This window comes from Paenibacillus sp. 2003, assembly GCF_031455635.1.
In the GTDB taxonomy this organism is placed as follows: domain Bacteria; phylum Bacillota; class Bacilli; order Paenibacillales; family Paenibacillaceae; genus Paenibacillus; species Paenibacillus amylolyticus_B.
Window position 1 is genome coordinate 1,050,987 of the sequence record NZ_JAVDTB010000001.1, and the last position, 23,428, is coordinate 1,074,414.

20 protein-coding genes are annotated in these 23,428 nt (G+C 45.2%); 17 read left to right on the forward strand and 3 right to left on the reverse strand.

What is annotated here, in order from left to right; genetic code table 11:
• The first annotated feature begins 5 nt into the window (after positions 1–5).
• The 16 genes from J2X75_RS04975 (at position 6) to infC (ending at position 18,200) form a co-directional block, all read left to right on the forward strand.
• On the forward strand, positions 6–413 hold the full coding sequence (locus J2X75_RS04975) for a GNAT family N-acetyltransferase (RefSeq protein WP_310334665.1): 408 nt from the start codon (positions 6–8) through the stop codon (positions 411–413).
• A 159-nt stretch (positions 414–572) separates the two neighbouring features.
• The gene (locus tag J2X75_RS30290; protein ID WP_366345285.1) at positions 573–803 is read left to right on the forward strand and encodes an aminoglycoside phosphotransferase family protein; all 231 of its coding nucleotides are present in this window, start codon (positions 573–575) and stop codon (positions 801–803) included.
• Positions 804–845: 42 nt separating this feature from the next.
• The gene (locus J2X75_RS04980) at positions 846–3,068 is read left to right on the forward strand and encodes a class I SAM-dependent methyltransferase (protein WP_310334666.1); all 2,223 of its coding nucleotides are present in this window, start codon (positions 846–848) and stop codon (positions 3,066–3,068) included.
• Positions 3,065–3,643, forward strand: coding sequence for a histidine phosphatase family protein (locus tag J2X75_RS04985; RefSeq protein WP_310334667.1), 579 nt, complete (start codon positions 3,065–3,067; stop codon positions 3,641–3,643). Before J2X75_RS04980 ends, J2X75_RS04985 begins: the two co-directional genes overlap by 4 nt.
• A gap of 60 nt (positions 3,644–3,703) precedes the next feature.
• Complete coding sequence (locus tag J2X75_RS04990) at positions 3,704–4,366, forward strand: 3'-5' exonuclease (RefSeq protein WP_310334669.1); 663 nt, start codon at positions 3,704–3,706, stop codon at positions 4,364–4,366.
• Positions 4,367–4,388: 22 nt separating this feature from the next.
• Positions 4,389–4,763, forward strand: coding sequence for a hypothetical protein (locus tag J2X75_RS04995; RefSeq protein WP_310334670.1), 375 nt, complete (start codon positions 4,389–4,391; stop codon positions 4,761–4,763).
• Positions 4,764–4,942: 179 nt separating this feature from the next.
• Positions 4,943–5,947, forward strand: a complete 1,005-nt coding sequence (locus tag J2X75_RS05000; protein WP_310334672.1) for an ABC transporter substrate-binding protein — start codon at positions 4,943–4,945, stop codon at positions 5,945–5,947.
• Positions 5,948–6,109: 162 nt separating this feature from the next.
• A complete protein-coding gene (locus J2X75_RS05005; protein ID WP_310336653.1) occupies positions 6,110–7,717 on the forward strand; it encodes a helix-turn-helix domain-containing protein in 1,608 nt (535 codons plus the stop codon).
• Positions 7,718–7,848: 131 nt separating this feature from the next.
• Positions 7,849–8,166 (forward strand): hypothetical protein, encoded by a 318-nt coding sequence (locus tag J2X75_RS05010; protein WP_310334674.1) that lies wholly within the window; start codon positions 7,849–7,851, stop codon positions 8,164–8,166.
• A gap of 189 nt (positions 8,167–8,355) precedes the next feature.
• Positions 8,356–9,423: a fibronectin type III domain-containing protein gene (locus tag J2X75_RS05015; RefSeq protein ID WP_310334676.1), complete on the forward strand. Its 1,068-nt coding sequence runs from the start codon at positions 8,356–8,358 to the stop codon at positions 9,421–9,423.
• Between the two features lie 267 nt (positions 9,424–9,690).
• Complete coding sequence (locus J2X75_RS05020) at positions 9,691–12,063, forward strand: putative PEP-binding protein (RefSeq protein WP_310334677.1); 2,373 nt, start codon at positions 9,691–9,693, stop codon at positions 12,061–12,063.
• Between the two features lie 115 nt (positions 12,064–12,178).
• On the forward strand, positions 12,179–14,116 hold the full coding sequence (locus J2X75_RS05025) for an LTA synthase family protein (protein WP_310334679.1): 1,938 nt from the start codon (positions 12,179–12,181) through the stop codon (positions 14,114–14,116).
• 234 nt (positions 14,117–14,350) lie between these two features.
• On the forward strand, positions 14,351–15,358 hold the full coding sequence (locus J2X75_RS05030) for an LLM class flavin-dependent oxidoreductase (protein ID WP_036670607.1): 1,008 nt from the start codon (positions 14,351–14,353) through the stop codon (positions 15,356–15,358).
• Positions 15,359–15,457: 99 nt separating this feature from the next.
• Positions 15,458–16,210 (forward strand): metallophosphoesterase family protein, encoded by a 753-nt coding sequence (locus J2X75_RS05035; protein ID WP_310334681.1) that lies wholly within the window; start codon positions 15,458–15,460, stop codon positions 16,208–16,210.
• Positions 16,211–16,655: 445 nt separating this feature from the next.
• On the forward strand, positions 16,656–17,588 hold the full coding sequence (locus J2X75_RS05040; RefSeq protein WP_076330830.1) for a manganese-dependent inorganic pyrophosphatase: 933 nt from the start codon (positions 16,656–16,658) through the stop codon (positions 17,586–17,588).
• 120 nt (positions 17,589–17,708) lie between these two features.
• Positions 17,709–18,200: a translation initiation factor IF-3 gene (gene infC, locus J2X75_RS05045; protein ID WP_091031425.1), complete on the forward strand. Its 492-nt coding sequence runs from the start codon at positions 17,709–17,711 to the stop codon at positions 18,198–18,200.
• 183 nt (positions 18,201–18,383) lie between these two features.
• Here the strand turns inward: infC and J2X75_RS05050 are convergent, their stop codons facing one another.
• A complete protein-coding gene (locus tag J2X75_RS05050) occupies positions 18,384–19,208 on the reverse strand; it encodes a protein-glutamine gamma-glutamyltransferase (RefSeq protein WP_091016920.1) in 825 nt (274 codons plus the stop codon).
• A gap of 272 nt (positions 19,209–19,480) precedes the next feature.
• On the opposite strand from J2X75_RS05050, the gene J2X75_RS05055 reads away from it, so the two are divergent.
• Positions 19,481–22,228 carry a PAS domain-containing hybrid sensor histidine kinase/response regulator gene (locus J2X75_RS05055; RefSeq protein ID WP_310334687.1) on the forward strand — a complete coding sequence of 916 codons (2,748 nt, stop codon included), beginning with the start codon at positions 19,481–19,483 and terminating at the stop codon, positions 22,226–22,228.
• 48 nt (positions 22,229–22,276) lie between these two features.
• Here J2X75_RS05055 and J2X75_RS05060 read toward each other — a convergent pair whose 3' ends face one another.
• Positions 22,277–22,489: a cation:proton antiporter regulatory subunit gene (locus tag J2X75_RS05060; protein WP_017688899.1), complete on the reverse strand. Its 213-nt coding sequence runs from the start codon at positions 22,487–22,489 to the stop codon at positions 22,277–22,279.
• A gap of 118 nt (positions 22,490–22,607) precedes the next feature.
• The gene (locus J2X75_RS05065) at positions 22,608–23,363 is read right to left on the reverse strand and encodes a hypothetical protein (RefSeq protein WP_310334691.1); all 756 of its coding nucleotides are present in this window, start codon (positions 23,361–23,363) and stop codon (positions 22,608–22,610) included.
• Between the last annotated feature and the right edge of the window lie 65 nt (positions 23,364–23,428).

Sequence of the window (23,428 nt, forward strand, 5' to 3'; positions counted from 1 at the left end):
TAACGATGACAGAATCGTCTTCATTTAATCCGATCATGTTAATGATACCCGAGAGCTTCCATACGGAACGCCTCACAATTCGAGCACCGCAGTGGGGGGATGGCGCAACCGTTAATGAAGCCGTCCGTGAGAGTGCGGAGCAGCTGCGGTTGTGGTTACCTTTTGCTGAGAAAATCCCTTCATTGGAAGAGTCTGAAATGACTGTTCGCAAAGCAAGACTGCAATATCTGGAGCGTACCGACATGATGTTACATTTGCGTGATAGACACACCGATGAATTCGTAGGCAGCAGCGGGTTACATCGTATTGACTGGAATGCACGCTGTTTTGAGATCGGTTACTGGATTCGAACATCACGAGCTGGCGAGGGTCTGATGCAAGATGCGGCGGGACAGTACAGGTACGCTGGTTGATTGTATGGTTTTCTCCAAAGTCAGAGGCAGTGAGTTCGAGTAAAGGGAGGGTAGATATGGAGCGAATCGGTCAGGGAAGAACTGCGGAGATCTATACGTATTCGAACGAGCACATTATGAAGTTATATCGAATGGATTTTCCTCTCGTAGCAGTCTAGAATGAATACAACATTGCCTGATCAACAGCAGATCTGTCATGGCGATTTTCACCCCGATAATGTTATGCTCAGTGAGGCCGGCGACCAATACTGGGTCATCGATTGGATGACTGGTATGTCGGGGGATCCTGCGGGTGATGTGGCTCGAAGCTGGGTAATATTAATGAGCGACACATTGTCGGAAGATACAGAGTCAGTTATAAAATCGTTCAACTTCTATAGACGAATCTAATGATTTTATATAAAAAGGAAGAGAAAGAGAGGGGACTAATTCATGCTGCATTCATTAAAGGCCATACAATCATACAAGTCAGGTAACACGCCGGAAGCCCAGCAGCTATGGCTGCAACTGCTGGCAGCAGCGGAGAAGCCCCATATTAACCTCGAGCGCATTCATTCCATTGCCGAACTTGAGGGAACAAATCCAGTACTGGACTACACCGAGCGTACACTTCACGTACTGGAAAAGCTTCAGGTTTCTTTTTGGGTGCGAGAAATTCTGGAGGACGTATTAATCTGGTCAGAGACGGCGAAGGCCGGATCATTAGAGCAGCGGCGGGTATGGCAAAAGAAGGGCGTTAACCTGTTTGTGCACAATGTGGGGTCGGCTCAGTTATATGATCTATACGCAGGCGCAGAGCACCTGGATAATGACATCGGTAAGACCAAGGAGACGAGTATAAATCAACCTGGTTCTCCGGGCGATTCCTTAAGTAAGAATGCGGATATAAGCGAGCATGATACGCTGAATACACACACTCCAAGGCATGAGATTATACGCACTCTAATTGCTACGCATGGACTTATTGGTCAATACATACGCGGCGAGATTCCATTTGCCGAGAATGCTCCGCTTCACGCCTTGATCGTCAAAGGATGGCTTACTACAGATGAACTGAACACTATACTGATGGCATTAAATGAGTGCATTATTGCAGGTGTTGATCCAGCGTTATGGAATCAGGTTCAGGCTGAGGTGCAGCGCATTATAGGCTGGATTATCGTTGGACCGGATCATGAAGACTGGAGCGTGAAGGAACGGTTATCCCGCTTAAGAAGTTCATCCATTCGGCAGGGAGAAGCTATGGATACGGCTTACGCCAAGCTCCAAACGGAACTGGATGTAGAACAGGCGCTGGCTCCGCTGGCTCATCGCACATTATGGTATGTGGAGTCGGCCATGCAGGATTTTTCGTTGCAGGAGATGGTGAAAGTGTTCCTGTTGACACTTCACAGCGAGAGTATGACTCCAACATTCATCGAGAAACAATCTGATATAGTCCGGCATACTAGTTTTGAGCCTTTAATGAATACGATGTATTACGACTACAAGGGCGTCAAGAAGCTCAATATTTACAAGAAACGAATGATTGAAAAATATTTGGAACAGTATTCGTGGGAACAGATTACGGCAGGGGAGCAGATCGTCTATCCCCATCTAACACATCGCATTGAGCGTCATGCGGATCTGCCGGATACACTGTTCGTGACCTTTGAATTTTCTCCAGCGGCGGAGAAGCTGATTGCATTCTGTATTGAAGCGGAAAAGTCACCGTTATACGAGAAGGCTGTACTGCTGTTATTTGACCTGTTCGGATTGCGCCGGGATGCCTATGACCGCTTCCACAACGAAGAGACGTATTTGTCCGATATGAACAGCTCCGGTGATTACAAAAAAGTACTGCTTGACTATATCGTTGGTAAACGGGTACTTGATATCGGTCCAGGTGGTGGAATTCTGCTGGATCTGATTGAGCAGGAAAAACCGGAAATGGAGCCGATTGGTATCGATATCTCAGCCAATGTCATTGAAGCGCTGGAGCGCAAAAAGCAGCGCGAGGGACATCGCTGGCAAGTCATGAAGGGCGATGCCCTGCAACTGGAGCAATATGTGCAGCGAGGCACCGTGGATACAGTTATTTTCTCATCCATTCTGCATGAATTATATTCATATATTGAACTGGACGGTCGAAGATTTAATTCCGATACAGTTGTGGCAGCGCTGAGAAGTTCGTTCCGTGTACTGTCACCTGGAGGAAGAATTCTGATTCGGGATGGCATCATGAGTGAACCGGAGGCACAAAAGCGCCGGATTCGTTTCCTGGAAGCGGATGGGATGCGCTGGCTGGAGCGGTATGCAGAGGATTTTCAGGGACGTGCAATTCAATATGAACGGATCTCAGACAACGAAGTAGAGATGCCGATCAACGATGCGATGGAATTTCTCTATACCTATACGTGGGGGGAAGAGGCATACGTGCATGAAATTCAGGAGCAGTTCGGTATATTCACACCGACAGCCTATGAGAACTGTATTCGAGAAGCGTTGGGTGAACAAGCTGAGATTATTACTTTCCGACATTTTCTCCAGGAGGGTTATACGGAAGCACTTGGAGAACGAATTATCTTTATGAAGGAAAATGGTGAATCTGCGCCTTTGCCTGACAGTACCTGCCTGATTGTCATTGAGAAGAAAAAAGGGTTGGCGGATGGATGATGAGTGAGGCGAGTACGTTTTTGTATTTTGTCAGACATGCGGAGTCTCGATATGTTGAAGGACAGGAACGCGAGCGTGGACTGACAGAGCAAGGTCATCAAGATGCAGGAAAGGTTGCCAGTCTGCTCCATGGGGAGCAGATTCAGCTGTTCTATTCTAGCCCTTACAGGCGAGCGGTAGATACGATTCAGATTCTGGCAGATCGGTCAGGTGGAATTGTGGTGACAGAGGAAGATCTGCGTGAACGCCAGTTATCGAGTTCGGATGTGAAGCATGATAATTTTCGTGAAGCCAAGCAGCAGTTGTACCGTGATTCTACGTATGCGTATTCAGGTGGGGAGTCTGGTGAACAGGCTCGCTCAAGGGCAGTAGCGGTAATCGAGAAAATTTTGGATAAACATGTGGGTCACAAGGTAGTCATCGGAACCCATGGAGATGTAATGACGCTTATTTTACAACATTATGATTCTTCCTACGGTTATGATTTCTGGGAGAAGACTACGATGCCGGATATCTATAAGTTGCAGTTTGATGGAACGCGCAAGTTGGCCCAGGTCACCCGATTATGGGAGTGACAGAGTTATATATGAGAAATGCATTAGCAGAATGATAGTGGAGAGGAGTGAGTTGGACGGATGAGAATTACGCTTTTGCCTGATACATACTTTATTGAAAATCTAAGCGTATCTTCATTACAGGATAGAATGTACTGCATATTTGATCTCGAAGGGACGGGCATTAATCCTGTGGTGGAGAGTGTGACACAATTTGGTGCGATGCATTACCAAAGAGGTCAACAAAGCAATACAACATTTTCTTCACTTACACGTGCGAACAAACCTATACCAGAACCTGTGGCGAAATTAACAGGCATTTCGAATGAGGATATGGTAGAGGCTCCGTCGTTCGTAGAAGCATTTCAGGAATTTCAGAAATTTATTGGTGATAACGTTCTTGTGACACAAGCCGGATATGAATATGACCTGCCCATCTTGAAGCGGCATTGTGATGAGTATGGTCTCCCGATGTTGACTAACCCGGTATTGGATACAAAAGCGATGTTCACTTACATTCATCCTGAGATTACCGAGGTCGTCTCTACGGATTTTCTGATTCGGTATTACGATCTGAATACAGATGGAATTCACAGGCACAATGCTTTGGCAGATTGTGGTGTGATTGCTCGTATCTTTGAAAGTATCCTTAGCGAATATGAGGAACTTCAATTGGATCATTTTACAGCCGATCCTAATCGAATGATGAAGCGTTTTGTTATACCTGAGATGTATCTGACATGATGATGAACTGGAGGGGAGATCAATGAGCAGAACGGATGTGGAGAGGCTACTGTTGGATCTTAACGAGGGACGGATTCTGACCCAACAGACATTCGAAGGATTGGATGTGGAAGTTTACCTGGATGAAAGGGATGCCTCTGCATTTGCTGACGAGTGGATGCAAGCTTTTGAACGGTGGGCTCAAGATACTGCGGTGGCTGAAGAAGAGGTGCTGCGCGCATGCAGGGAACAGGCGTTCAAACAGACCTTGGCTCTCACCGGCGAACCTGAGTTAGCGGGGTATGTGAGTGATGATATTGGTTTAATTGGTGCTGCACTGTTACAGGGTACGGCGAATGATTCCTTTGTGGATCAACAGTTGGAAAGTTATCGACAAGGTAGGTTGCCCCTGCGATAAGCGGGGGGAGGACCAACAAGGGTGTTTTCGTTTGTATAAAAAAACAGCATCAAATGTACATTGTGGGTCGGCTGAGGCATAAGGTACAATTCACCTAAGCAATCGATGAGAATGATAATCATTATATGTGAAATATTCTCACGGTTACATCAACAGATCACATAGGGGTGAAGGGTAACATGGTAGGTTTAGTTAAGGGTTTCAAAGGGTGGACGATTACATTACTGCTCATGGGTCTGGTTATTTCAGGATGTAGTACAAATACCGCTACGAATGCTGAACAGACTCCTGCAACTGAAACTGAAAGTGCAGCTTCTGGAGAAAATACTTCTGGAAACGAGACAGAGCCTGCGACACGGGTTGTACAGGATGAATTTGGAGATGTGACGATTCCGGTTCAACCACAGCGGATTGCTGGAATATATGTGGAAGATTATCTGAAGGCGCTCGATATTACACCTGTAGTGCAGTGGTATAACCCGATGTGGGGTGTACAGGATTATTTAGGACTGGATGTTCCGAAATTTGATACTACGGGAAGTATTGAAGCTTTGTTGGAGTATGATCCGGATCTCATCATTGTAGATGGTGGGGTAGATATGGAGAAATATGAGATGTATTCCAAGGTGGCACCGACGTATCGCTTGCCTGAGAGCGTATTGCAGGATTCCAATCAAATTTTGAAAACCATTGCCGATGTTGTAGGTAAACCGGACAAGGGTGAAGAAGTTGCTGCGACATTTGAGGCCAAGATTGCAGATGCTAAGGCGAAGTTGCAGGAAGCGGTTGGAGACGAGACTGTCGCAGTTGTCCGGCTGAATGTTAACGATGACACACTGGCGTTGTTCGGTGTGAAGAATCGATTTACCGGATTTATTTATTCCGAGCTTGGTCTAACACCTCATCCTCTGGTTAACAAGATGGAAGAATATCAGGAAATTCTGTCTGAAGAGGCCGTGCCGCAACTTGATGCAGATCATCTTATTGTGTTCCCTTCCAATGGTGAATGGTCTTCTCCCGAGAACAAGGAAGCCTTGAAGGTACTTGACAGCAAATTGTGGAAATCTCTTCCGGCCGTTAAGAACAATCAGGTGTACATCATGGAAAGATCACATTGGCAATCAGGTGCGATTACAGCAAATTCCATGAAAATTGATGATCTCTTGGAAAAAATGACTCCATAAGAATAATCCCATAAGAAAGAAAGTTCTTCAGTCAGGGTTGAAGAGCTTTCTTTTTTCGTATACACTATTTTAAATGATAATAATTCTCACTTAAGGACGATGAACATGTGCCACACCATAATACAACTGATCCCCAAGCCCTGGCTATGCTCACTTCAGCATATGGAATACGTAGATCACCATCAATCTCATATCGATAAACGTTTGATATACAGAATGTCGTCTTCACACTCCATATTTGTTGTAACGTCTGGGAAAGGTTCAATAGTTTGCTCAGATCGGGAATCTCATCTGGAGAAAGGAATGATTATGTTTGTTCCGGCTGGAACATCCGTTAAAATAGAAGGTTCGCCTTGGACAGAAAGTGAATTGCAATACTATAAGCTTGATCTGATGGTGGCTGAGTTAAGCGAAGATACTTCAAACGTTTTGTCTAGAAGAAACACGGAGGAGCAGCAGGAACTTTCCCAAAGTCCAGATTTTCCGACATTATTACCTCTTATGCAACTCAGTTACAGTCCGTGGAGTTCCTGTCTGGAAGCCTTGGAACAAATACTGCGTCAACAGGTCACTGGCGATTGGCTGGAGCAATGGGAGGTACAGCTTCGTTTCCAGGAGTGGTTCCGTGCCTTGCTTCGCCAGAGTGCCCCCGAAACAGAAGTACCCGATGACCGTGCTCGTCTTCAAAGTTCAATTCGTTATATTGGCGATCACTATGATCAGACCATAACCGTGGATGAGCTCGCAGCAGATATTGGTCTAACAAGAGCCAGCTATACTCGGCAATTCAAAAAAATTACGGGTAAGCTCCCGCTTGAATATGTAAATGCGGTTCGGCTTGAACGCTCGAAGCAACTATTGCAGCTGACGGATGATCGCATCCATGAAATTGCACAGAATGTGGGATTTAGCAGCGAGTATTATTTTGGCCGCCGATTTAAGCAATATGCTGGTATTTCACCTGGGTTATACCGCCGTCATCACCGTCAAGAGGTTCGTGTCTTTGCTCCGTATCTGGAGGACTTTGTGTTGGCTCTTGGCGTAAAACCTGTACTGCAATGCTCCCATCATTCTTGGGGGAGACAGCATTATTTGGGATTGGATGATGTACCCGAATTCGATGTAAGCGAACAGGATGCTCAATTTAATGTGGGCAATATACCGGACTTTATCATGCTGAACAAGGGATATGATCGATGGAATCTGGACCGTTTCGAGCAGGTAGCACCTACATTTTACGTAGATCATCTGGGAGAGGACTGGCGCTCCATTTTAAGATCGACAGCCGATGTGTTAGGGAAGGTGAATCGGGTTCAAGATGTAATTGGTGCGTATGAGGACAAGGCAATGGAAGCTAAGAGTCGGTTAGCACGTCATATGCGTGGTCAAACAGTAGCTTTTTTGCGTATATCTGCTTCTGATATTACTCTCTATGGGGACCAGCAGGGTTACGTTGGCCCTGTAATTTATCAGGATCTTGGATTGATTCCGCATTCCCGTGTGCAGCAATGGACAAGACACGAGCGGAGGATTTCCATTGTATTGGAGCAGTTAAGTCAACTTAATGCGGATCACTTGTTGATTACATTTGACACTGGAAATTCTGCCAAACCTGGAGATGAGCGCGAACTGCTTGACAGGGACGAATGGAAACGCCTGCCTGCGGTGAAGAGTGGCAATGTGTACGAAGTGGATTTCATGTCGTGGATGAATTACGGTGTGATCTCTCATGGGAAGAAGATTGAGGATGTACTGCGATTTATGGCTTGAGGGATGGGAGCTAAAACTACAAACAAGCTGGTTTCAATAATTAAATTAAACTCGAAGCAAAATCAAAAAATGTTCCACTAATCTGATTTACTGTATGATATAGGAAAAATGAACTGGAGAATAGACATCCTATGAAGAAAAAAATCTGGGCCTCACTTTTAGTAATAGCTGTTATTGGGATGGCCCCTGTTAGAGCAATATCAACGACTACGGTCGCCGAATCGCATGAAATTTCAGGTGAAGATCTTCCTGAAAGCTTACGATATGATTCTAACCATCCAGATATAATTTATGTGAAGGATTGTGGGGGCTTCGAGAAAGTTGATTCGAGTTTAATAGATTACGGTGGAGAAGAAGTTGTGGTCGATGATATACAAAAGGTAACAGATAAAACGAATGTAATTGTTGCTTATGATGCAACTTACATCAAAACAGTTGAATGGGAATAGCTAATTGATTAGATTTACAATATGGAGCGCAAGGAGAAAATTTATTCTTCTTGGGCTTTTTCAATATCCAATAAAAAATAAAATTTCAAGGATTTAGATGAATTTTATAGATGAGCAAGTTTATGTTTAGACAAATTTTTAAGTACATATTACATTAGTATCTTATTAGATTAATAGGGGGATACTAGAGTGATTTCTAAGATTAAGAAAACAGTATTTACAGTAGTGTTATTATGTTTAATGAGTATGAATGTAGCTATGGCAGCAAATGAAGAAGTAGTTACAGTAGAAGGGATGCAAGGAATTTCACCTCCAAAAGAAACAGTTGTAACAGTAAATGGTACATATAGTGCGAATTATGGTAAAAATTCTATTGACGGTAAGTTGGATACTCTTTGGAATTCGGGTGCAACAAAAGGAACAATTCAATATGTTTTCCCAGATGAACTAAGTCTTAACTTTATTCAAATCGCTGCGTATTCTAATCCTAAATCCAATAACTATTACACAGTGTACGGTTTGAAAGATGGAAAATGGATTTTGGTGAGTCCTAAAGTGGGCAGGTATGTAAATGCAACTGTTACGATAACCGACCCAGTAGCAATTACTCCGGGGGTCTACAAAGGTATCAAGGTAGAAGTAGATGGAGCGGCGTCATGGGCTCATATTAATGAACTTACGATAGGTGTAGTAGAGATGATGAATCCAAATATAATTGATCTGAAAGCAACTCCTGGAAATACTCAGGTCAACCTGAATTGGGAAGCCATAGATGGTGCAGAAAATTATATTGTGAGGTATGGGACGGAATCAGGAAAATATACTGAAACTATTATTGCTACAAAAGATGAAAATGGAAACTTTGTTATTCCTGCTCTTACAAACGGAACTACGTATTATTTTGTTGTAACGACAACAATTAATGGTGTGGAAACTGAGTATTCCAATGAAGCATTTGCTACTCCGTATGGAGAAGAGCTTCCTGACCCAGAACCCGAAGAACCTACAATTCCGGAACAACCATCCACTAACCGTGCTATCTTTGTCGTTACCATGACAACGGGTTTGGAGAAAGAATTCGACCTAAGCATGAAAGAAGTAAATGATTTCATCAACTGGTATGAAGCTAAGCAAGCCGGAAGCGGAAAAGCATCGTATGCGATCGATAAACACGACAACAACAAAGGGCCATTTAAGAGTCGAAAGGATTATATCCTGTTTGATCGAGTACTGACGTTTGAAGTAAGTGAATACTAAATAAACAATGGGAAGCTCCTTCAGCTCAAGCTGGAGGGGGTTCTTTTTGGTTACCATGATAAATGAGCGAATGCAATTGCCAGAATCAGCTTAGATTCATCTTATTTTAGTGTAGCGTTTACAAAAAAACAGGATAACGAGCACAAAATGCAAAAGCGGATGTCCTTGACTGAACGATTGTGACATACCATTAGAATGAAGGCTGATCTGTAACGCAGGGATTGAAGTCTTCAAGCATAGCCATGAATGGCGGATGGGAGAGCTGTAATGACAAAACGGGTAATTCTGTTGGAAGAAGGTACGGCAGAGATGAAAGGGCTAATGGGCAGTAAAGGAACTGATCTTGCAGAACTAATCCTTGCAGGGTGGTCTGTCCCAGCCGGATTTGTAGTCACAACGGAATGCTGTCGCGAGTTCTGTACCCGTCTTGGACATCTTTCCGGTGAAGGAGAGGAAGAGATTATTAACGCGATCCGGCATCTGGAACAGCAAACCGGTAAGTTCTTCGGACATTCGGAGAACCCGCTACTACTCGCGGTACGTACGGACCAGGATCGAGCATCAGCAACTGCGACACGATCACTGCTCAATGTTGGTCTGAATGATGTTACTGTGGAAGGACTCGCACGTCAAACCGGTGATCGGGTGTATGCACTCCAATGTTATTTAGATTACTTAGAGGAATATGGACAGCTGGTATATGCAATTCCGTCTGAATTTTTCACAGAAATATCGAGTCATGTCAAGGGTCGGGATGAAACGGAACTTGAATTAACCATTACACAATTTAAATATTTAATTGAAGGGGAGGGGCGTAACCCTTTTCCTCAAGATGTTCAAATTCAATTCAAAGAAGCAGTACGTGCTGTATATCATCCACAGTGTGTTAAAGCATCCAGATCTCAGAACGAGATCGTGCGTAAATCATATTACATCTCTTCGGAGCAAAGCGCTCCTGTTCTTATACAGACGATGATACATGGAAAATGTGGAGAATCAAGCGGGACCGGAACAATATATACGTGTAACCCACTTACAGGAGAAAAGGGAATCACTGGACAATACGTCCCAACCGGGAACGCGAGCCAAACAGATCATGGTCTGGAGCGTTTGCGGAATGACGAACCTGAGCTGTACACAAGTTTGCTGGAGATAGGTAGCCAGTTGGAGACGCATAAGGGAGAAGTGCAGGAAATCACCTTTGTGATTGTTGCCGGCGCGTTGTATGTTGTGCAGACCCAGCCCGCCCGATTATCCTCCACAGCCACACTGAGGAGTACCGTGGATTTTGTCCATGAAGGATTCATCACCAAAGAGGATGCATTGTTACGCATTGAAACTGGGCATATCACAGAAGTGTTGAAGCAATACTACACAGATTCTAACAGAGAAGTGAGCAATGGACATCTGCCCATACAGATCCAGCCAGTAACTAATGATGAATGTCCAGCTTATAACAACTCAGATTCACTTTTATCAGCAGATCTGCAACTACTGCTCAATTGGGCTGATGAAGTGAAAGAGTTGAAGGTACTGGCCAATGTAGATCATCCACAGGATGCCATGACATCAAGGCTACTAGGGGCTGAGGGAATAGGTCTGTGCCGGACGGAGAACATGCTGTTATCACCTGCGCGGTTACCATTTGTACAAAAAATGATCTTGGCAGACAGTGAATCTGAACGCAGGCGTGGTTTGGAGCGTTTGTTGCCGATGCAGCAGTCTGATTTTGAACAAATATTCGAAGCGATGGATGGATACCCGGTAACGATACGTTTGCTCGATTCGCCGTTGCATGAACTGTTACCGGATCTGGGAGTGTTGGAGAAACGGCGCGAGTGGTTACAAGCAGAGGAGTGGCAGGAGCAAAAAGACCATCAGGTTGAACTGGAGGAACTGGAGCGCGTAATTCGCAGAGTCAGTGAATTGCATGAACATAATCCGACATTGGGGCAACAGGCTTGTCGGCTGAGTACGGTGTTCCCGGAGATTGTTGATATGCAGCTGGAAGCGATTTTCCGAGCAGCGGTGATAGGCATCCGACAAGGATGGTGGGTACGTCCCGAGATTATGATCCCGCAGATCGGTCATGTGCATGAACTTCAGGTGATGAGAGATCTGGTGGATCATGTGGCGGACCAGGTGCTTGGTGAGGAGAAGCGGCATTGTCACTATAGAGTGGGGGCGATGATCGAAGCTCCGAGAGCGGCGCTGACGGCGACTCACATTGCTCGCCAGGCTGACTTTTTCTCGTTTGGCACGGATGAGCTGACAGAGATGACATTTGGATATAGTCGCCATGAAGCTGAGAAGCGGCTCCTTCTCCTTCAGCGAGATACGGACTCTCGTATGGTAACGAATAACCCATTTCATGTGCTGGACATTGAGGGAGTCGGACAACTGATCGAGATGGCGGTAGTCCAAGGTCGAATTCGAAAACCTCATCTGAAGACAGGGATCTGTGGAGAAAATGTTATAGATCTGGAGTCGATTACGTTCTGCCACCGCATTGGTCTGGATTACGTAAGCTGTTTGCCTGAACAGATCCCTTATGCACGAATTGCTGCTGCACAAGCAGCCATTAAGGCACAGAGAGAGGGAGCAGACACGCAGAACACGGATATATCTACAATTGCGTAACGCTCACCCTGTCCTACACGGAACTTCCATGGAATAGCAACCAGAAAACTGTTATACTGAAATATGCGTTTTGTAAAATGAACGTAAAATTTCAGGGTAAGGGTTGAAAGCGACCATGTATAATTCCAAAAATGAACGAACTTCATCACGGACCTTATTTGCCGTGTTATTCATTCTTATGCTGCTGAAGCTGTCACTGCTGCGGTATTTCTTTTTCCAGGGTCTGTCCGGCATCGGTCTGTTAACTGACGCATTAGGCGCACTAACTGTGGTATGCCTGCTGGATCTGATCGTGCCCAAAGGCTGGAAGCGAGCAGTATACGGAGGACTTAATGTTCTGTTTTCTCTGGTGCTGTTCGCGGCTACGTTGTATAACGTTCATTTTAGTTCGGTACCCACCTATACCGCGCTAAGTGAGCTGGGGCAAGTTGCCCAAGTACGGGGAAGTATCGGACCACTGGTACGACCGGAGCACTTTCTGTTTTTTGCAGACATTGTACTGGCATTGCCAATATGGTTGATTATGCGTAGACGTGCTGGCGGGCGTAACCACAGCAGTTACCGCGATAGCGGTTTGACGTTTGGTAAAATTCGCAAACGTTACTGGGGCAAACTCGGCGTTGCGCTTACCGCTGCATTCTGCATCGTGCTGTCTGGCAGTTTTATTGTCAAAGGTGAAACGATTGATAACGAACTGGTTCGGGCGGAGAATCTCGGTTTCCTGAACTATCAGGTATCGTCTGCCATTCTGACGAGCAAAGAGAATGAGGCCATTGCGAATGGTAACATTAACGAAACAATTGCCAAGATCAATGAGCTGGTTAGCAAGTATCCGTATCAGGATAAACCAAGTGATGGTACAGCCGTGAAAGCCAAATATTTTGGTCAGGCCAAGGGTAGTAATCTGATTGTGTTGCAACTGGAGTCCTTTCAGAATTTCCCGATTAATGCTTCATTAGAAGGTCAGGAGTTAACACCGGTACTGAATGATTTGGCCAAAGAAAGCTATTATTTCTCTCATTTTTTCCAACAGATCGGACAGGGAAACACATCAGACGCAGAGTTCATGTCGAACACATCTATCTATCCAACCGGAGTTGTTCCCATGTCAGCAGGGTATAGTGACCGCGAACTGCCGAGTCTTCCCAAGTTATTAGGAAAAGAGGGATATGAGTCCGAGACATACCACGTCAATGACGTCACCTTCTGGAACCGGAACAAGATGTATCCGGCACTTGGATTCACTCGTTACTTCGACAAGCCCAGCTTCGAGAACGACAGATTCAATGACTTTGGACCATCGGATGAAGAGTTGTACCGTGTAGGTATGGAAAAAATGACTGCGCATCAGGCTGCGAATCAGCCGTTCTATGCTCAGTTCATAACGGCATCGAGCCACTCGCCGTTTACGGTTCCCGCTGATCGTGCACGGATAACGATTCCAGCGACCATCACGAACAAACTGCTTCACGATTATCTGCAAGCAATCAACTATACGGACTATGCCATCGGTCAACTCATTAATGAGTTGAAGGCGAACGGATTATGGGATAACACTACTTTAGTGCTCTACGGAGACCACTTTGGTCTGCCAGCTGACGAAGAGATTACACAGCAGATTCAGGCCAATCTGGGCGTCCCTTATGACGGTAAAGTAAGTCGATTCAACATTCCGTTAATGATTCATACGCCGAAACAGACCAAAGGGCAAGTGATTGAGCAGCCAGGCGGTCAGTTGGATATGTTGCCAACAATCATGAATCTGATGGGAGTTTCTCTCCATGATGAGAAGTTCACTGCCTTCGGGCATGATCTGCTCAACATGGATCATAATGCCTTCGGTATCCGGTATTACTTGCCGACAGGTTCATTTGTCAACGATGACATTATGTTTATCCCGGGTGCGGGCTTTGACGATGGAACGGCTTACTCCCTAAAAACATATGAACCGGTAACGGATTTGGAACCGTATCGTGCCGATTATGAACATGTGCTCAGCCTGATGAAACTGTCTGATGAGTATGTGAAGTTGTTACCGAAACGTGCGCCATAAATCAATTTCTCTGCAATAGGGTAGTTCAAAACGTCACCAGTTCAAAAGCTGGTGGCGTTTTTTTGCATGTTTCTTGCACAAGTGTGGTAATAAAGAGGATAACTAAAGTTTAAAACTGTAATAATTAATGTTACAATGGAAAGAGCAAGAATGAAGTGAGCAAAAGCGCGTAAAATACGCAGAACTCATATTCACAGTACTTATGAACCTAACAGACGAGAGGATTGAATATATATGAAACTGAGTGTACTCGAACATGGACATATCAATGAAGGACGAAGTGTACAGGATACGTTACAGGAAACGGTGAAACTCGCACAACATGCGGATCAATTGGGGTACTCCCGTTTCTGGATGTCGGAGCATCACGGTAGTGGTGCGCTGTCTTTCTCCAGTCCTGAAGTTATGATTGCACATGTAGCTGCACATACGGATCGAATTCGCGTAGGTTCCGGTGGCGTTATGTTACCTCATTATAGTGCTTATAAGGTTGCAGAGAATTTCCGTCTGTTGGAAGCTCTGCATCCGGGGCGGATTGACCTGGGGATTGGCAGAGCACCAGGCGGCATGCCGATTGCCAGCAGAGCTCTGAATGAAGGGAAATCATCGAATGTACAATTTTTTCCGCAACAGATCGCGGATCTGGGCGGATACTTCCACGAGCAGTTGCCTGAGGATCATCGTTTTGCATCTCTGGTAGCCGGACCATCGGTTCCAACGGTACCAGAAGTGTGGTTGCTGGGTTCCAGCTCAGAAGGTGCAAGAATTGCTGCGGCGCAAGGGACATCGTATGCGTTTGCCCAATTCTTCGGAACACCAGGCGGCGAAGAAGCGATGAAACATTACCGCAGACATTTTAAGCCGTCCATCCTGAATGACAAACCACATTCAATGATTGCTGTCTCGGCATTCTGCGCGGAGACAGAGGAAGAAGCGGCTGAACTGGCGCGCAGCAATGAACTTTTCTTCTTACGCCTTGGACGAGGTCTTGAACAAAGTTCCTTCCCATCTCTGGAGACGGTGAACAACTATCCATATACAGCGATGGAGATGGAACAGATCCGTCAACGTCGTTCTTTTTCCATCGTGGGAACACCAGATCAGGTGAAAGACAAAATTACCGCAATGGCAGAACGCCATGAAGCAGATGAAGTCATTATTGCATCAGCGGTTCATTCGTTTGAAGCACGTCTGCGCTCATTTGGCTTGATTGCAGAAGCCTTTGGACTCAAGCAGGACTAATGGTGAGCAAGCGGGAATAACTACTCTGAACAGACTGGAATCTTGCTCTTGCAAGGTTCCGGTTATACTCTTGCGTGATCAGGGAGAGGAGAGATTCACATGCGCAGATGTGTCATTAGTGATATTCATGGCTGTTACGATGAATTTAATGCACTGCTTAAGCTTGCAGATTATAATCCGCAGCAGGATGAATTGATTTTACTCGGTGATTATGTGGATCGCGGTCCAAGCAGCAAACAGGTCATCGAACAGATCATGCAGCTTCAGCAACAGCACCATATTATGGTGATCAAAGGCAATCACGATGCCATGATGGTCAAGGCGTTAACCCAGGATGTTGAGCAATATGATCAACACTGGATTCGTAATGGCGGACTACAGACGATGGCAAGTTATCTGGATCTGGAGCTTACTTATGATGAGCAACAGATGGATTGGGAAGCTTATGCTGAAGCCAAAAATTGGATACGTACACACTATGAACACCATCTTCGTTTTCTGGAACAGCTTCCGCTGGTGTACGAAATTCCGGGTTATATTTTTGTGCATGCCGGGATCAACCCGGATATCGAGGATTGGAGAAGCCAGTCCGAGCGGGACTTTATTTGGATTCGTGAATCATTCTATTCCAGACCAACGACGATTAGAGAGACGGTCGTATTTGGACACACCCCCGTGAAGCATTTGCATGATGAGACAGGCATTTGGTTTGACCCGAGCGGAGACAAAATTGGCATTGATGGTGGTTGTGCCTACGGAGCACAATTGAACCTGCTGGAGATTAGCGAAGACGGCAGTCTACAGACCTTTTTTGTACGGCAAGGGCAGAGCGCGGAAGAGCCTGAGATTTAATGTTTTCGTTGCGCATCAGATTTCCTATGCTAATTTATAAGGTTGTACGATGGAATAAATAGGATACATAACATATCGTCTTGAGGGGAATGAACCAAGTTTAGCTATTTTTCCAAAATGACTTGCCTGAGAATAATTTGCAATTAATTCGCTGTAAAGGGATTGGAATTTAGCCTTATTAGCGCTATAATCAGTAGGGTATGATTAAAATATGACATATATTTTCTATATAAGTTCAACTAAACTTTTTACACGAGAACGGAGAGGACAGAAAAAAGCTGGAGAAGCGGAGCGTTCGCCTTTATCACTGGATTTTCCCTTTAACAAGGGAATCAAAAAATCTGGGGATAACAGCGATCGGAAGGTTATTCTGTCATCGGAGTGGCAAGTGTAAACATTCTTTGGTTAAACTTATATAAATCAGAATTGACGGAGGGCTATGAATATGGAAAAAGCGTTAATCTTCGGTCACAAAAATCCCGACACGGATACGATCTGTTCGGCAATCGCCTATGCGGATCTCAAAACAAAATTGGGTCAGGACGTTGAAGCTGTTCGTCTCGGCGAAGTCAATGGTGAAACCCAGTTTGCACTGGATCAATTCAAAATTGCAGCACCACGTCTGATTAAAACCGCTGCAAATGAAGTAAACAAGGTTATTCTGGTTGACCACAACGAGCGTCAGCAAAGTGTAAGCGATATTGAGGAAGTAACTGTTGTTGAAGTTATCGATCATCACCGTATTGCTAACTTTGAGACAAGCGGACCTCTGTATTTCCGTGCAGAGCCTGTAGGTTGTACAGCAACCATTTTGAATAAAATGTACAAAGAAAATGGCATCGAAGTGAGTGCGCCGATTGCTGGCCTGATGTTGTCTGCCATTATCTCCGATTCACTGTTGTTCAAATCCCCGACTTGCACAGAGCAGGACGTAGCCGCTGCACGTGAACTGGCTGCCATTGCTGGTGTAGATGCAGACAGCTATGGTCTGGACATGCTGAAAGCCGGAGCCGATCTGAGCCAAAAAACAATTGCTGAACTAATTTCCCTGGATGCCAAAGAATTCGTAATGGGTCAATCCAAAGTGGAAATTGCACAGGTTAATGCCGTTGACGTGAATGATGTTCTCGTGAAGCAACCTGAGCTTGAAGCAGCCATTGAAGCAATCATTTCCAGCAAAGGTCTCGACCTGTTTGTATTTGTCGTAACAGACATTCTGAACAACGATTCCGTAGCTCTGGCATATGGTACATCCACTAAAGCTGTGGAGAAAGCCTACAATGTGACGCTGTCTGATAGCAGAGCGCTCTTGAAAGGCGTAGTATCACGCAAATCACAAATTGTACCGGTTCTGACGGAAGCATTCAACACGCTGTAAATCAAATCGATTGGCGTATTTGTTCGCTGATAAGTATTACAAATAACCAGCAACACCATCCTAGCCTGCTCTGATCCGTAAATGGTCAGGACAGGCTTTTGATGTAGAGGAGGAAGAACCATGATCAAAAATGAAAAGATCAAAGCAGCCGAAGTGCAGCTGACCGGCCTGAATGGTGAAGATCTGGGTGTCATGTCCACGCAGGAAGCACTTCTACTTGCGAAGCAGCATAAAGTAGATCTGGTGTGCTTGTCCTTGATGACAAGTCCACCACCATGCAAGCTGATTGGAGCTGGAGCGGCCAAAGCGGAAGCGCAGCAGGCGAAGAAAAAAGCGAGTAAATCCCCCGATAAACGTAAAGTAAAGGAAATTCGCTTGAACCTTGCGATGGAGGATCATGACCGGGATACGAAGCAGTCTCAAGCGGAGCGCATTCTGAAGAAGGGTGATTCGGTAAAACTCGTCATCCAGGTGCATGGAGCCAAAGAAGGAGTTGCAGGCAAGGAGTGGGCTGAGCAACTGAGCAAATCGCTAGCTGAATTCGGTAGCAAAACGACAGGTGTTCAGGTAAGTGGTAAACAGGTTGTTGTGCAACTGGACCCTAATGCGTAAACCACCAGGAGCGATCCTCGATGTAGCACAAAGGTAAGGAATGTCGATACAGTAATGATCTTTTGGATGTAAAGAAAGCCCAATGAGGTGGCAGGCTAACTGCTGCTGTATTGGGCTTGTTTGTCATCACTTGGATTGAGGTGTCGTGCAATTTAATGCAAAAGCCGTTTCTGTTCCAGTAGTTCAGCTGCGTAAATAACGGCTGCCACCAAGACGTACATATAACTGCCCAGGTAATACAGGCGTGGAACCAGCGGCCATATTATTCTGGCTGTTTTTGGCGAATCGGGATAAATAAAAGAAGTCCGGATAGATCACCATATCCATTAAGTAGGCGGAGACCCGGCTACCTGGAACGCGGAACTGATTCAGGGTACGTATAATTTCTTCGCCGCGTGCAATACCAATGCCATGACCATAATACCAGTTCTCACGCAGCATGAACGTATTCTCTCCCTGCCACTCGGGGGTTTCCGGAGAAACATCCGGATTTTTGAAATACAGCACATCTCCTGGCAGGGCGGTTTCGCTACCGTTTTTTTCGGTTAATCGCAGGTCACTGTCATAATGCCAGTCAAAGAGTAACAGATTTCGAAACAGGGAATTAAAGGCGTCTTCGCGAATGCTTCCCAGCACGCCACCATACAGCACAATGACAGTGGCTGTTGCACATTCAAAGGCATATAAGTGTCCATTCCTCCAGATATCCCGGATACCGTCGGCGGGGGTCACGTTTGATCTTAGCTCGAACCCACCTTCCGCATTACGATTCCAGTAGGCAGGATTACATCTGGATTTTTCAAAGGATGCAAAACTCACCCCGCTTCGATCCAATCCTTCCGCTGCATCCACGAGAGAGCCCCTCAAGTCCCATTCAAATCGAAGATGATCCATGGATTGGTACACATACCTTGTAGGACGATCCTGTAGTTGCTGTAACCAATACCATTCAAAATCAGACCATTCCGAGCGGTTCAGCAGGGCGGGTTGATTTGCGACAATGATCATGATCCATAACCTCCGTTCCTATTCGAATATTCAACATTGTATAATCGGGAGAGCACGGGTATTGTGTAGTATATGACGTGATGTGTTCGAATTGGTATGTACATAATGAAAGTTGTCAGCATCCAAAATTAAAAATGTCGATTCATGCAGCAATTTTATCCGATCTCGTTTATCAATCATGGCATTTGGGGTAGTACTCTATAGATGAAGTTATGTTCAGGTCGATCTATTCATACGGAATACATTCAGATTCTTATAAAGGAGGACATGTAATGTCGAAATCCATTACAGAGAGCCGATCTCTGTTCGAACAATTGTATACGCACGCACCAATCGGCATTGCTGTCGCATCGCATGTAAATGGACGGTGGTTGCAGCTTAATCCTGCATTTTGCGAGATGCTTGCATACAGTGAAGATGAACTGATCGATACTTCGGTCATACATATGATCTACGAAGAAGATCTGCATATGGAGGAATTCCGCAGCAAGTTCTGGGAAATGACTCATGAAACAAGTCCGATGTACGAGACGGAGGTTCGTCTGAAACGAAAGGACGGTTCGTTATTATGGGCAACCATTAGAGCATGCATTGTTAGGGATGAAACGAATGGTGAGCCCTTGTATTTGCTGGTACAAGCTGCTGATATTACGAAACAAAAAGATGCAGAGCAAATACTCATCGTGCAACGTAAGCAATTGGAAGAGAGCAGTCGCATCTCTCGCCTGCTGGCGGAGTCTTCACTAGACCTGATTGCAATACATGATGCCGATTCTAGTCGTACATTTAAATATGTATCGAATGCATGTAAAAGCATGTTGGGCTATGAGCCAGAAGAAATTATAGGTAAGCCAGGAACATTCGTTATTTATCCGGAGGATGTGACTTTGGTTGAAGCGTACGTAGAAGAGCAGAGAAAGGGTCTGGCTCCCAAACGGATCAATTATCGCCTGTTACATAAGGATGGATCTACGGTATGGGCAGATACGATTACGCACTATGTATATGACGATTCAGGTGAATTAATGGAGATGGTCGCTGTAACCCGGGATATCACAGCCAGCCAGCAACAACAGTTAAGCATGCAGGAGTACAGATCGTTATTTGACTGTAATCCCCTAGGTGTGGCTTCTCTTGATCTGGAAGGCAATCTGCTGAAAGCCAATATGGGTCAGGAACAGTTGACAGGACACACGAAGGAGGAGCTGCTGAGTCGGCCTTTTGATCACCTCATTGATCCTGTGGATCTGGAGAAGACTCGCTATCATTTTGAGGAAACGGTGAAGGGCAATGCACAGAGCTACGAGATAGGTTTAATTCACAAAAATGGGCAGCGAATTGAAACCAATGTGATTAATGTTCCTATTATACTTGAGGACAAAGTTGTTGGGGTCTACGGGATTACGAGTGACATTACAGAGTCCAAACGTTACGTCGAGGAAATCGAGAATCTTAGTTATGAACGGGCATTGATTTTAAATGGCATGTCTGAGGGTGTTATTGGACTGGACCTGGAAGGGAATCTGAACTTTGCCAATCCGGCCGCTGCGGAGATTATGAACTTCTGTCCAAGTGAATTGAATGGCAAACCATTAGAGCAGATGATGATCCAAATGCAGAGCGAAGGCATTCCCTATCCATCCAAGGATACACCAATTCTACAGGCTGTTCGTGAGGGGCGAGGTCTGCCGCGTGCCGAATCGGTATTCTGGAGACAGGATGGATCTAGTTTCCTGGCGGAGTTCCAATTGAAGCCGATTATGGATCAGGGTAGAACCCGCGGAGCAGTGTTGGTTTTCCGTGATATGACATCTGTTAAGGACATCATACGTGCCAAGGAAGCAGCAGAGCATGCAGACCGAGCAAAGTCCGAGTTTCTCGCCATCATGAGTCATGAGCTTCGTACGCCATTAAACGGCATCATGGGCATGGCCCATCTGTTAATGGAAACCGAGCTGGATGATGAACAGAAAGGTTTTGCGGAAATCATGATTGATAGCGGCGAATCCCTTTTGTACATTTTGAACGAAATTTTGGATTTCAGCAAAATCGAAGCAGGCAAAATGGATCTTGAGCGCGCACCTGTAGATATTAAGGCGATGTTGGGTGGGGTGATCGAGCTGTTTGCACTGAAGGCATCAGAGAAAAATATTGAACTCTATTGTGAAATGTCGGATCACATTCCTGAACGCATTCGAGGGGATGAGACACGAATCCGGCAGATTTTGATTAATTTGGTGGGTAATGCCGTTAAATTCACAGAGCAGGGCCGTATTATGGTAAGCGTAGGTGCTGATTTCTCAGATGAGCATGGTCAGGATAACCTGATGTTGACCTTTAAGGTGAGAGATACAGGGATCGGCATTCCAATAGAAAAGCAGCATCAATTGTTCCAATCCTTCTCACAGCTTGATCCGGCCATCAATCGTAAGTTTGGCGGGACAGGTCTGGGCCTTGCGATCAGCAAAAAACTGGTGGAATTAATGGGCGGAGCGATTGGCGTACAGAGTGAGATCGGTGAGGGGGCAGAATTCCAGTTCACCCTCGTAGTGGAGCGGTGGTTAGAGGAAAGTAATGACCCGATTGAAATCACCACGAATGAGGAATTGCAATTGGATCGAGCTAGTCTTGCCCATGACATCAAAATTTTGATTGCTGAGGATCAAGCGGTCAACAGTCATCTGTTGGAGGAGATGCTGCGCAAGTTTGGCGGAGTCTGTGATATCGTTGAGAATGGTGCACAGGCCGTCGATTCATTGAACAAGGTTCAATATGACCTGGTGTTTATGGATATTCAAATGCCAGTTATGGATGGGATTGAAGCGACCTGTCACATCAGACAGAGCCACCCAGACATACCGGTTATTGCAGCGATTACAGCTTTTGCAGGCGCCGGTGACCGTGAGGAGTGTCTGAAATGCGGGATGCAGGACTTTATCAGCAAACCGTTTCATTCCACGGAGATTAGCCGCGTATTAAATACATGGGTTCCGTATATTCGCTCTCAAAGGGTAACGTAACGAAAAATAACCTGTGCCTTGAATTCAAGGTACAGGTTATTCTGTAATTTACGACCAGCCTCCGATTAACCCGGAGAGGGTTACGCATTCGTCATCTTCCAAATCTGCAATCAGAGTGAGTTCTTCGTTGTCTTGTGGATCAACGGAGAATAATTCACGGCGTCCGTCCTCATGCACAATAATGACTAACTGATGGCCGCCCTTTGTATCAAACTGGTACTTAACTCCGATACCAGGTAGTGGGCATTCGCGGATATTCATGAAACCTGTCACCTCTTTAGCTTTGCTTAATAAAAAATTAACCGTTCACACAGTACGGATGTATTCTACTATCCATAACACTGTTTGGCAAGTCACAAATAAAATGGGTGTGAAGGAATTAATTTTTTCCGTGATGTGATCTTGCACTATGGCGCTGTCTGGCCCGTCTGCGACGAACAAAAAACCAAATGAGCAGAGCAACGATTAATAATAGGCCAATGACTGCAATTATGATGATGTTCCGGATATTGGGAACCTGTACAGTCAGATCCAGTTTATTCATCTGGAGGGGTGAAACGTGCCAAATAAGCGTTTTTCCGCCATCCTCCACCTGATCTGCATTGGAATCGGCTGCCTTGATGGGCAAAGACAACTTAAAGTCAAAGTTAACATCTTTTAACAAGAGGTTTTTAAGAAAGCTAGGCACCTTGTTAATTTGATTTTTGATCTCACCATCGGGCATGGACTCCATGAGATCGGCTTCTGCTGTAATGTGCATCTTGGAAGTGAAGAAGCCGGGTGAAGTTGATTGTTCAACCTTGATCCCTTGTGGTAACTTGGACGTATCAAAGCTGGTTTTATTGCTTTTTTCATAATGGGTGGTCGCTGTGAGCTTCTTCTGATCTCCCTGTTCCGAAACCTCTGCCTGGAAGTTATTTCGATTCAATGCATCTGCGATCAGAGGCATGAGATTGTCTTGTCCAATTTTTCCAAGAGCGGAGTTCTTTACGTTCAGATTGAGATCCAGATCCGTTGATCCATCCATATTCACCGTAAGATGGGCTTCTCCATCAGCACAGGCGGATAAAATCGATAACATAAGGGCTAATAAAACAGTAAGAAATAGCTGACGTAAGGGGATGCGAGTTGACATGTCTTTCAACCTTTCTGCGTAAAAATCCAAATTCCATTTCATAGAAGTATAGTATACACCGTAAG

Excerpts from the sequence above, each read along its gene's own strand:
- J2X75_RS04975 (WP_310334665.1), top strand. The coding sequence starts at position 6 with ATGACAGAATCGTCTTCATTTAATCCGATCATGTTAATGATACCCGAG.
- J2X75_RS30290 (WP_366345285.1), top strand. The coding sequence starts at position 573 with ATGAATACAACATTGCCTGATCAACAGCAGATCTGTCATGGCGATTTT.
- J2X75_RS04980 (WP_310334666.1), top strand. The coding sequence starts at position 846 with ATGCTGCATTCATTAAAGGCCATACAATCATACAAGTCAGGTAACACG.
- J2X75_RS04985 (WP_310334667.1), top strand. The coding sequence starts at position 3,065 with ATGATGAGTGAGGCGAGTACGTTTTTGTATTTTGTCAGACATGCGGAG.
- J2X75_RS04990 (WP_310334669.1), top strand. The coding sequence starts at position 3,704 with ATGAGAATTACGCTTTTGCCTGATACATACTTTATTGAAAATCTAAGC.
- J2X75_RS04995 (WP_310334670.1), top strand. The coding sequence starts at position 4,389 with ATGAGCAGAACGGATGTGGAGAGGCTACTGTTGGATCTTAACGAGGGA.
- J2X75_RS05000 (WP_310334672.1), top strand. The coding sequence starts at position 4,943 with ATGGTAGGTTTAGTTAAGGGTTTCAAAGGGTGGACGATTACATTACTG.
- J2X75_RS05005 (WP_310336653.1), top strand. The coding sequence starts at position 6,110 with ATGGAATACGTAGATCACCATCAATCTCATATCGATAAACGTTTGATA.
- J2X75_RS05010 (WP_310334674.1), top strand. The coding sequence starts at position 7,849 with ATGAAGAAAAAAATCTGGGCCTCACTTTTAGTAATAGCTGTTATTGGG.
- J2X75_RS05020 (WP_310334677.1), top strand. The coding sequence starts at position 9,691 with ATGACAAAACGGGTAATTCTGTTGGAAGAAGGTACGGCAGAGATGAAA.
- J2X75_RS05025 (WP_310334679.1), top strand. The coding sequence starts at position 12,179 with ATGTATAATTCCAAAAATGAACGAACTTCATCACGGACCTTATTTGCC.
- J2X75_RS05030 (WP_036670607.1), top strand. The coding sequence starts at position 14,351 with ATGAAACTGAGTGTACTCGAACATGGACATATCAATGAAGGACGAAGT.
- J2X75_RS05035 (WP_310334681.1), top strand. The coding sequence starts at position 15,458 with ATGCGCAGATGTGTCATTAGTGATATTCATGGCTGTTACGATGAATTT.
- J2X75_RS05040 (WP_076330830.1), top strand. The coding sequence starts at position 16,656 with ATGGAAAAAGCGTTAATCTTCGGTCACAAAAATCCCGACACGGATACG.
- infC (WP_091031425.1), top strand. The coding sequence starts at position 17,709 with ATGATCAAAAATGAAAAGATCAAAGCAGCCGAAGTGCAGCTGACCGGC.
- J2X75_RS05050 (WP_091016920.1), bottom strand. The coding sequence starts at position 19,208 with ATGATCATTGTCGCAAATCAACCCGCCCTGCTGAACCGCTCGGAATGG.
- J2X75_RS05055 (WP_310334687.1), top strand. The coding sequence starts at position 19,481 with ATGTCGAAATCCATTACAGAGAGCCGATCTCTGTTCGAACAATTGTAT.
- J2X75_RS05060 (WP_017688899.1), bottom strand. The coding sequence starts at position 22,489 with ATGAATATCCGCGAATGCCCACTACCTGGTATCGGAGTTAAGTACCAG.
- J2X75_RS05065 (WP_310334691.1), bottom strand. The coding sequence starts at position 23,363 with ATGTCAACTCGCATCCCCTTACGTCAGCTATTTCTTACTGTTTTATTA.